Origin of the sequence: Billgrantia desiderata (assembly GCF_900108215.1) — a bacterium.
Classification (GTDB): domain Bacteria; phylum Pseudomonadota; class Gammaproteobacteria; order Pseudomonadales; family Halomonadaceae; genus Halomonas; species Halomonas desiderata.
In genome coordinates this window covers 110,314-118,749 of sequence record NZ_FNVC01000013.1, presented here as the reverse complement: position 1 = coordinate 118,749, position 8,436 = coordinate 110,314, and the positions used below count along the sequence as shown (strand labels likewise).

Genomic DNA, 8,436 nt, shown 5'->3' with positions numbered 1-8,436 from the left:
GGCGTTGCCGGCATGCTGCAGGAAGCGAGCCTTCAGCCATTCCTCAAACCCTTCAAGCGACTTGCTGCGCTTCGGGCTCGCGTAGGGCGCCCAGCCGCCCTGGCGCAGATAACGTTTGACGGTGTTCCTGCTGACACCGAGTTCATCGGCGATGCGCTGAGTGCCCCAGCCACAGGCCTTCAGGCGGAGCATGGCGGCGACATCCTCTGGGCTCTGCATCGGTTCCCCTCGTACCTGAGTGTGGGGAACGTTATATCCGGGTTGCTGCATCAATGGACCCTCCAGGTGAGCTCACGGAGGGGTCAGTTTTCCGTGTCGCCTGGGGGTCAGTTTTACGTGTCGCCTGACACGAGTTCAACTCAATGTTTTTCGCAGGCATGCCCTCGGACATCGCGGAATACATCCAGGCTTCGTCGCGTGTCGGTCGCGCACATATTGGCTTCGTAGTGCTGGTGCCCACGCCGCAGCGCCGCCGCGACCGTCACATCGTCCACATCTTCGACATCTTCCACCGCTTCTTGGAGCGTATGGTTCAACCCGCAGCCATCGACCGATGGGCTGAGCGTGCCATCGAGCGTGTATTCCCTAGCCTTTTCCAGGCGTACTTGCTGGGCGTGGTCCCCAGCCAGGAGTTACTACGTCTGCCCGAGAACGAAAAGCACAAGACGCCGGACTTCAGCTGCATCCCAAACGTGCGGCGCGAATTTTCCGCCAGGGGCGATGCGTTCATCGACGAAATCGATCGCTTCATCGAATCGGCGGTGGGTCTGCGCGGTGTGTTTGCACCCGAAGGAGAGGAGCACTACCGCCAGCGAATCGATCAGTGGACTAGAAGCCTTATCGGGAACACGTGGAACAGCCCACTTTGGGGAAGCGGCACGATGGATGGGTATTTCCAGGCTCAGACGGACCCGATGTTCAAACCTATGACCTCGCTACGAGACGTGGACCAAGGAGGTATCATTCAGGCATCCTTCCGCGATACTAAAGGACGCAGTCAAACACCCGGCGAAGTGCAGTTAGTGATGGATCTGGTGCGCCACGGCGTAGCTAACAATGACGGTTTGGATAATTCGTAGTTGGGAGACTGACATGGCAAGAAGGGGAACCTTCCACGCGTTGGATGACGACGAGAAGACACTGAACGCACCAACAATGGCGCGCTCGCGCAGCCAGTTAGGCTCCGCTTATGCACCCGGAGCCTTTTTCACGTTTGAAGGTGGCCTTGGCGCCTGCGTGTCGATTCCTGACCTGTCGGCAACCACCGACGATGCGGCAATTGGATCAGAAACCAAAGCACAAATCATGCTTCGCCTGCAGGAAGTCTGGCAGAGCTGGTTCGGTCGCGCCTACTCGATAGGTACTCCGGATCGCCTAATCCACCCACATCAGTGCCTTGATGAGGCCTTGCTCAAAGGCGCTTCGGTTATCCCGCTAGGTGGCGACCGTCTTACATTCCTGAGCCCACTGCGGATGGGCTATGCGCCATCTCCGCTGACCTTCGTCTGCAATAAATGTCGGCTGTTCAAGAGATTCGAATCGGTATCGGATCTGGCGAGAAACATCGGTAATCTACGCAAGGCTAAATGCTTGGCACCAGACGCCAAAGGCCCATGTCAATGGCGTCAGCTCGACGTCATCTTTGTTCATTGGTCAGGTGAGTGGATGCCAGCCACACCCGGTAAGTGGGAGTGGAATAGCCGCAATAGCGAAGCGTGGTTAGGTGGTGAGGCTTGCGCGGAATGCGGCAGCAAAGATTTTAAACTCAATACTGACTCGCCTCGAATTGGCCAGTGGCACTTCTATTGCGCAAATGGACACAAACGCAGCAATGAATGGCGCCAGAACGACCGCTTCACGACAGAAATATTCCGGGACCGAGCAAGTACGCGAATCAGCGAACGTCGCATGGAGCCTATTTCGTACCGTGCATCATCAGCGTACTACGCGCAAGCCGAGCAGTTTGTGCTCTTTCCAGAGACGGAGCATCGACTCCTCTCCCTCCTAGAGCCACAACAACATGCGGAGTTGGCTGCGTTCATTGGGGCCAAGTTCCGCTTTTGCGGCGCGGCACTTACGCCCAATGAGATGAAGGAGGCACTACTGGCAGCCGGTAAGGCTGACGAATGGCAGTCCTACGAGAGCATACAGCGCATGCGTAGGTCGGCGGAGAGCAGCGGTGACATAGATGGGTTTAAGCTCATGGATGATGAGCTCAGGAAGCTGGTCAATCGTTGGACCACGAGCGATCCACCATTGGTTCGGCCTATGGTCGACTTGCCCCCCGCCGTGATGGCTCAGCTCTCGGTTCGCAGAGAATACACCAGCCGATTCGACCCTTTTGTTCTAACCGTCGAACATGAGGCTCTCAGCCGTGGCAAGCTTTCGGCCGCGACAGAAGGCGGTCGTGCGCCCTTCGTGCGCTTCAATCACCTCGACAACGACCTGGCGCCTAAGGATGCTGCGGCCAAGGCGGCCCAAGAGAGGGAAACGCAGCGGCTAATGAATAAGCTCGGGATGACTGAGCTTGGCCTGATTCGGGAGTTCGACCTGTGCCGATTTACTCACGGCTACACCCGAGTGTCGGCAACGCCTACCCTAGAAAAGCGTGGACAAGACATGCCGGTCCGGCTTCGGCTGTTTGAACCGCTGCGTAATGGCAAGCGACCTATCTATGTCGTCACCCAGGCCAATGAGGCCCTGTATGTGCGTTTGGAACCACATGCTGTATATGCATGGCTCCAAGAAGTCGGCGTGCGTGACTTGCCACCGTGGGATGCACTCGATTCGGTCATGCTAGGCGGGCGGTTGTTGGAAGTCGCGCAGCCGTTTGGACAGTATTTCTCTTTGCTCAAAGAGGGGGATGCATCGACCTATCGCTACGTCTACACTTTGCTACACACTTATGCACACGTACTCATGAAGAACGTCGCAGAGCTCTCGGGCCTGGATCTGGGCTCAATGGGTGAGTACATATTTCCGCTAGACCTGGCATTTGTCGTGTATCGAAACGGTACGACTATGGATCTCGGGAACTTGTCTTCTCTGTGGCGCAACGAGAACAACCGCTTCCTCTCGCGGCTGCTGGAAGCGTCCACACATCGCTGCAACTCGGGGCGGCTTTGTGACACTGGCGGCGGAGCGTGCCCTGATTGCATCATGATTCCCGAGACCTCTTGTATCGCGCAGAATCAGTTGTTGTCTCGTGCTGTGCTGAAGGGTGGGCCCGCGCCACGGGAGGACGCGACTCACAAGGGGCAGCGTATTCGTGGCTACCTCGAAGTGGTCAACGAAGACGATGGATGCTGACCTGGAAAGCGCTTTCGACGCTCTGGAACCCCTATAAGAGATGCGCGCTTTTTTATGTGAGCTCCCCGGCATCGGCGGGCTTGACATGCCGCTGGAGCTCAGAGCCATTTGCATACGGTCGGATTGCCGCAAGCACGATCGGGTGATATTGAACGTGCTCTCGTTGTTCTGAAGTTGACCCGCCTTGGTGGATGCCCGATCCTTTTGGGAAGGATGAGTCCATGCCCAAACCTCACGCCTCTTATTATGCCGTTCCTTGCAGGCGATATTCTTATTGTTCTTTTTGCTCGACCTGGGCGAATAAGATCAGCTTAATCAGACTCTGTCAGATAATGGGGGAAAGGCCAGTATCTACCTCACTGGTGGCTGCCAGGCAGCTGCGGTTGTGTTGTTTAGCGCTTCCTTAGCTCGCGTTGATAATTTCTGAGTTTGGTTGGGTGGTAACTATCCGATAAAGGCTGCTACCGCATCATTACTTGATCCACATAGCTTCCATCTTGGAGGCTCTCGATTGTCACCTCAGCAAACTCTGCTTCCATCACGCCCTTGGCCTTTTCCTGTTCAAGATATGCTTCGGCCAGCTCAAGCGCAGCATGGCTGTCGGCAAGGATAGCCGCGCTCATCCAATTGGCGGGGATTTCTCCACCTAGTTCGTGCCGCTCGGCGTAGCTTTCCTCGACTGCTGAGTAGCACTCCCTCGCGCTTTCATTGCTCTCGACTTCTTCTATCAGCATGCAGCGGAAAAGGGGAAGAGAGTCATTGCTCGGCGCGATGTCATAAGCTTGCTCCACAGTGCTTAGAGCAAGCTCGTAGTTTTTTTGATAGATAGCAATTTGAGCTCTGTTTATCAGCGCGAAGTGATTCCTGGGATCGGCCTCAAGCGATTGCTCGATAAGAATTTTCGCTTTTTCCAGTCTCTCATTGTTTCTCTCTGCAATGCCGCGAGCAGTTTCTTCGTTGGCTTTCCTTTGAAGCTCGATGGAATCGCTAGCGAGATCATTGCCTCTACCTTCCTGGCAGGCCGTGAGGAGAAGAGTCAGCGAAGTGATTAAAAATAATTTACGGAGCATGCTGTTTCTCAACTGCCTGAATGGAAATCGTTTTGCTTGTGCTGGGTGGCATCGGTGCTGCTGATCCTGCGCTGGTCTGGTACTGGAAGGTGCCTTGGAGGTAAAGAGAAAGCGTCTTGCCAGGCTGTGGTTCGGGTAAGGAAATGGAGGCGTGGCCTACCGGTCTATATAGAGGTTCATCCGGCCAAGCATTGATTCCGTTATTCTGAAGAACTGCTGATTCCAGTAACTGATCGCCATCTCTGAGCTCGGCGCGCATGGCTAGAATGGCCGTGCCACCTCCTGGGGTTTGTGCTGCGATTGCTCCACCACGTGCCGATAGATGAAGCGTGTTATCTCTAATCGTGACATGGACCCGAAAGATATATCCGCCATTACTGCCAATACCTTCGACGAAGAGGTAGGCTGGCTGATTCATGATCACTTCGGTTTCAGAGGCGACATACTCGTATTCAGCTTCTGGGGAGTTTTCGGCAAACGAGGTCGTGAATGAGTCGTTTTGATTTCCGGGCACCTTAAGCGAACGCATACGCGCTAGCGAGCCTGCTGCTTGTGAGCTTACTCCAGTAGGGGAGCCGGTGACTATGGTAGAAGCCGCTTCGACGTAACCGCCACACGACGTAGCGCTGCCATCGATGGCTGCAGCTGAGCCCTCGATTGGGTACCACGCCACGCCGGAGGTAATGCTGGCGCCACAGGAACTCTTGTCGCCGACTCTGGCGACGGGAATGCCGTCTACCTTGGCAGTGCTTGCACCGGAAACGATCCGATGCGGTCCACCCTTGCAGGAGCAAGCTACCTTGTCGCCAACCTTCGCAAGATCCATGGTTTCTTCCCTTCTATTCCATGCCCATGGTGCGGTTATCGATTATCGCTAGATTTGGTTCCTTGGCTACCGCTGGGTGGGAATTTGAGAAATCGCTTACGGCAGGGGGAGAAATATCTTACAGAGCTAATGTGCTGGCGACCCAACTCCAGCCATTGTTTACATAAGCGGGCGCCTCAAGGGCGCCCGTTTTCGTAGTGGGGTAGTTGCCTCACCTTCAGAAGCGGTCGACCCGGAACGGGGCCATATCCACCGCGGGCTCTTCGCCATCCATCATCTGGGCGAGCAGTTCGCCGGTGGCCGGGCCGAGGGTAAAGCCCTGATGGCCGTGACCGAAGGCGAGCCATAGCCCTTCCTTGTTGGGGGCGGGGCCGATCACCGGTTTCATGTCGGGCAGGCAGGGGCGGGCGCCTTTCCAGGGCTGGCTGTCGCGGCGTTTACCCAGCGGGAACAGCTTGCGTGCCACCTTCTCGGCGGCGGCCAGCTGCTTGTACTGGGGCGGCGATTCCAGGTCGGCCAGCTCGGCGCCGGTGGTCAGGCGAATGCCGGCGCGCATGGGTTCGAGCAGGAAGCCTTTCTCGGCGTCCATCACCCAGTGGTTGAGCTTGGCATCCCCTTCGGCGGAGTAGTGCATGTGGTAGCCGCGCTTCACGAACAGCGGCACTTTCATGCCCAGCCTTCCCAGCAGCTCTCCGGCCCAGGGGCCCAGGGCTACCACTACCTGCTCTGCCTCCATGGGGCCTTCGCTGGTATTGACTCGCCAGCCGCCCTCGACCTGGAGCACGTCCTCGACGCTGGCCTGCTTTATGTGGCCGCCCTGTGCGGCAAAGCTGCGGGCATAGGCCTGCACCAGGCCGCCCGGGTCTGAGACCATCCAGGGCTGCGTCCAGTGGATCGCCCCGACCAGCCCCTTGGCCAGATGCGGCTCCTTGGCGTAGAGCGCCTCGGCGTCCAGCGCTTCATACTCGACCCCGAAGCGCTCATGGTTTTCCTGGGCTTCTTTCTGGCGCTCTTCGAACTCCTTCTGAGTGCGGTAAAGCTCCAGCCAGCCGCCCTTGCGTACCAGCGCCTCGGCGCCGGCGGCTTCGATCATCGGCGCGTGGGCATCCTGGCAGCGCATGATCAGCGATGCCCACTCGGTCACGATGCGCTCGTAGCGCTTACCGCTCGAGTTCAGCCAGTAGTCCAGCAGCGGGCCCGCCGCGCTCAGCATGCCGGTGGGGCGGTAGCGGATGTCCACCTGGCGGTTGGGCACCACCCGCAGCAGGGTGGCGATATCGCGGGGGAAGGCGTAGGGGCGCACCGCCTCGCGCTGGATGATGCCGGCATTGCCGAAGGAGGTCTCGAGGCCCGGTTCGCGGCGGTCCACCAGCGTGACGTCATGACCGCGACGCACCAGATGCCAGGCTACGGATACGCCGACCATGCCGGCACCAAGAACGATGATTTTGCGGGCCATGAAGGACTCCCTGCCGATGGAATATGGAAGCTCCGCCGGGGCAGAGCCTGTCATTGCGCGGAGTTTATCAGCACTTCCCAGAAAGTCGGCTACCTGCTGAAAATTAAGATAAAGACACCATATCTGCATGCCATGGCAGAATATTTGCCCGTGGCTATGGGGGTGGATGGGATTTTTGTTTGTGGCTGGCTGTTGGGCCTGCTTGTGCCATTACCGATAGTGTAGGTGCTGCACTGAGGGCCGCCATGGTCTGGCATGATCTGGCTAGGCTCTGATCAAGGGCGGGTGGGACGGGTGCTGATTCCGGCGGCTCGCAACGGGAAAATTACCGCTCGGTAATCTCCCATGGTGATCAAGGCTCGGTTCGCGGGAAAATTACCGCTCGGTAACTTTTGTACGGTCGTTCTTGCCAGTCTTTCGTGAACGGTAGCGATGGGGCCCGGGCGGCTGCGTTGTTCATCGCGCAATGCCGCGAATCTTCGCTTCGCCTTCCGTCAATACGCTCCATGCCTGACGCCTCAGCGCCTGGTCTCCTGCTGTCATCACTTCCAGCAGCCGGCGCTTCTCGGCCAGGTAGACCCGGGCGAAGCCGCGGTCCCGCGCGACGATGCTGATGGTGTTGTCGATCAGGTCGGCGTACTTGATGGTCTGCGCCTCCGGGGAGACCTGAGCCAGCCTGTCGCGCTCCAGCGCCTTGCGGTGAGCGCGGTTGCCGATTTCCGGATCGATGAATTGATCCGTCAGCTCCTGCACCAGGGTGGCGACGCGCTGGCCGAAGCACTCCTCGATGTCCAGCGCCGTTACGGCGGTATCTTCGAGTACGTCGTGCAGGTGGGCGGCGGCGATCATCTCCGCTGTCGCTGCCTCCACGGCCGACACCATCTCTGCCACGGTCGCCGGATGTTGCCAGTAGGGCTCGCCGGTGTACTTGCGCCGCTGGCCCACGGCCTGATGGGCGGCACGGCTGAATAGCGCCGCCCGTTCGATCATGTCGTTCATTCCGGCAGTTCTCTCCGTTTCACCTTGTGCCACTCCATCTTCTGCCGCTCTACCTTCACCTGCCAATCAATCGTGCGGGATCTTCTTCAGGCGCTCGTCGGCGCGCTTCACCGTTTTCATCTTTTCCGGCCGCTTCATGGCTTTCCAGTGGCGTATCTCTTCGATCGTGCGGCCGCAGCCGATGCAGAGATCGCCTTTCAGTTGGCATATCGAGACGCACGGGCTTTCGATCTTCTTTGCCATTCAATGCCTCGTTGGCTTGGTGCGTAGCCTGCGCTGCCAGTCGCCGCCGTGCTCTCGTTCACAGGCTTCTTCACTGTCGAAATCGAGGTGCCGCGAGGCGTCGCCGACATCGAGACCGGCCTCGGCCAGTGCCTCGGCGGTCAGGTCGGCGATGTAACGCCGGGCATCGCCCTTGAGCGCATTCGCCAGGTTGGGGTGGGTGTCGAACACCCAGGTCACCACCAGGCTTTCGGGAAAGCGCTGGTAATCGACCTCGTGGGTCAGCCAGCAGAAGCCGGGCAGCAGGGGTTTGGCCTGCTCGCAGGCGTGGGTCAGCGCAGCGCTCAGCCGTCGCTCCATCTTGCCGCGCTCTTTCTTGGCAATCATTGCATCTCCAAAACGTTTGGCCGCCAGCCAGGACTCATTGGCGATCATGATGCCCACTTTAGCGGGCTGAGCCACACAGTTCACTGCCCTACATCCCGATAGCACGGGCAGGGTTGGAGATACGGGGCCATCCGTGGCCCCATGGAGTACATCATGGCTTGCTG

Annotated in this window: 9 protein-coding genes; 2 read left to right on the top strand and 7 right to left on the bottom strand. The window is 58.3% G+C overall.

Going from position 1 to position 8,436, the window contains the following annotated elements; genetic code table 11:
- A partial coding sequence (locus tag C4S71_RS22885) for a helix-turn-helix domain-containing protein (RefSeq protein WP_307718942.1) occupies positions 1-270 on the bottom strand: 270 nt, incomplete at its 3' end.
- Between the two features lie 92 nt (positions 271-362).
- Between C4S71_RS22885 and C4S71_RS13235 the strand changes: the two genes are divergently transcribed.
- Both C4S71_RS13235 and C4S71_RS13230 read left to right on the top strand, forming a co-directional pair.
- Positions 363-1,079 (top strand): hypothetical protein, encoded by a 717-nt coding sequence (locus C4S71_RS13235; RefSeq protein WP_200825292.1) that lies wholly within the window; start codon positions 363-365, stop codon positions 1,077-1,079.
- Between the two features lie 13 nt (positions 1,080-1,092).
- Positions 1,093-3,309 (top strand): hypothetical protein, encoded by a 2,217-nt coding sequence (locus C4S71_RS13230; protein ID WP_103969444.1) that lies wholly within the window; start codon positions 1,093-1,095, stop codon positions 3,307-3,309.
- 461 nt (positions 3,310-3,770) lie between these two features.
- Here the strand turns inward: C4S71_RS13230 and C4S71_RS13225 are convergent, their stop codons facing one another.
- From C4S71_RS13225 to C4S71_RS13200, 6 genes are all read right to left on the bottom strand, one after another.
- Positions 3,771-4,379, bottom strand: a complete 609-nt coding sequence (locus C4S71_RS13225; protein WP_103969443.1) for a hypothetical protein — start codon at positions 4,377-4,379, stop codon at positions 3,771-3,773.
- Positions 4,369-5,205: a PAAR domain-containing protein gene (locus tag C4S71_RS13220; protein WP_103969442.1), complete on the bottom strand. Its 837-nt coding sequence runs from the start codon at positions 5,203-5,205 to the stop codon at positions 4,369-4,371. The genes C4S71_RS13225 and C4S71_RS13220 overlap by 11 nt, the downstream gene beginning before the upstream one ends.
- Positions 5,206-5,422: 217 nt before the next feature.
- Entirely contained in the window at positions 5,423-6,664 is a 1,242-nt protein-coding gene (locus C4S71_RS13215) for an NAD(P)/FAD-dependent oxidoreductase (protein ID WP_103969441.1), read from the bottom strand.
- Positions 6,665-7,120: 456 nt separating this feature from the next.
- Positions 7,121-7,663 carry an HD domain-containing protein gene (locus C4S71_RS13210; RefSeq protein ID WP_103969440.1) on the bottom strand — a complete coding sequence of 181 codons (543 nt, stop codon included), beginning with the start codon at positions 7,661-7,663 and terminating at the stop codon, positions 7,121-7,123.
- A 66-nt stretch (positions 7,664-7,729) separates the two neighbouring features.
- Complete coding sequence (locus C4S71_RS13205) at positions 7,730-7,906, bottom strand: DUF1289 domain-containing protein (protein ID WP_086511194.1); 177 nt, start codon at positions 7,904-7,906, stop codon at positions 7,730-7,732.
- Positions 7,907-8,272, bottom strand: a complete 366-nt coding sequence (locus tag C4S71_RS13200; RefSeq protein WP_103969449.1) for a hypothetical protein — start codon at positions 8,270-8,272, stop codon at positions 7,907-7,909. It abuts the gene before it with no gap.
- Positions 8,273-8,436 lie beyond the last annotated feature (164 nt).

What these genes read in the sequence shown, in the direction of transcription:
- C4S71_RS13225 (WP_103969443.1), bottom strand. Translation starts at nt 4,379, where the DNA reads ATGCTCCGTAAATTATTTTTAATCACTTCGCTGACTCTTCTCCTCACG.
- C4S71_RS13230 (WP_103969444.1), top strand. Translation starts at nt 1,093, where the DNA reads ATGGCAAGAAGGGGAACCTTCCACGCGTTGGATGACGACGAGAAGACA.
- C4S71_RS13235 (WP_200825292.1), top strand. Translation starts at nt 363, where the DNA reads ATGTTTTTCGCAGGCATGCCCTCGGACATCGCGGAATACATCCAGGCT.
- C4S71_RS13220 (WP_103969442.1), bottom strand. Translation starts at nt 5,205, where the DNA reads ATGGATCTTGCGAAGGTTGGCGACAAGGTAGCTTGCTCCTGCAAGGGT.
- C4S71_RS13210 (WP_103969440.1), bottom strand. Translation starts at nt 7,663, where the DNA reads ATGAACGACATGATCGAACGGGCGGCGCTATTCAGCCGTGCCGCCCAT.
- C4S71_RS13200 (WP_103969449.1), bottom strand. Translation starts at nt 8,272, where the DNA reads ATGATTGCCAAGAAAGAGCGCGGCAAGATGGAGCGACGGCTGAGCGCT.
- C4S71_RS13215 (WP_103969441.1), bottom strand. Translation starts at nt 6,664, where the DNA reads ATGGCCCGCAAAATCATCGTTCTTGGTGCCGGCATGGTCGGCGTATCC.
- C4S71_RS13205 (WP_086511194.1), bottom strand. Translation starts at nt 7,906, where the DNA reads ATGGCAAAGAAGATCGAAAGCCCGTGCGTCTCGATATGCCAACTGAAA.